Consider the following 736-nt stretch of genomic DNA (forward strand, 5'->3'; position numbering starts at 1 on the left):
GGCTTAATATTATATAGTTTAATTGATTTCTTAACTATTTTTAGGCGTTTCGTAGTTAGCTTGAACGTTCTTCAAAGTGATGTAGTTCAAGGCGTTCACATTCAATACCCGTGGTGTTTTACCTCTAAATGAGCCGTAAGCGTGCTGCTGATTGTAGTGTAGTAATGCCGTCATTCAGGTAAAGTTTAACTTTTGAGATCTCCAAAATCCAAATTAACGGTCGAATAAAACTCTTCTTTGTCGATTCTTTGTGGCCTCTTAACTTTACCATTTAAGTGAGGAGAGCCTGATTTGTTGGGACGAAATTTAATGTTATGCTCCATCAATTTGAGCAGTACCTTCTCAGCAAAAAACTCCATTGCGCGATCAGTTTGTACCGTCGTGTTGGAAATGGCATTTCTTCTATCACTTTATCGACAAAGGTAAGTGTATTGTTTGCCGTTCTACGTTTAAAGGCGTCTAACACGCGATATCTAGAGCAATCATCAATGGTAGTGTACTGATAAATTCAGGCGCGACTTTACATGTATCCATCTGAATTTAGTCACTAGGAATAGGCCTTTATTATCGAATGAAGTATTTTTCTTTTGCTGAAAAACTATTGGCTTTACTTCGTATTTGGTCAGGACTTTATGAATTGAGTCAAGTGATGGATGGAAGTTATGCTCGTGTAGAAGCTGATTTTGGAGCTTCTAGCACCCATTTTCTATTTGATAATAAATATTAGTGCTTGGGG

Annotated in this window: 1 pseudogene; it reads right to left on the reverse strand. The window is 37.4% G+C overall.

Features of this window, described 5'->3' with window-relative positions:
- Nucleotides 1-200 precede the first annotated feature (200 nt).
- Nucleotides 201-692, reverse strand: a pseudogene (locus H5072_RS21440) (DDE-type integrase/transposase/recombinase); the annotation flags it as partial.
- Nucleotides 693-736: the final 44 nt, after the last annotated feature.

This window comes from Pseudoalteromonas sp. SR45-5 (assembly GCF_014163565.1).
Lineage (GTDB): Bacteria > Pseudomonadota > Gammaproteobacteria > Enterobacterales > Alteromonadaceae > Pseudoalteromonas > Pseudoalteromonas distincta.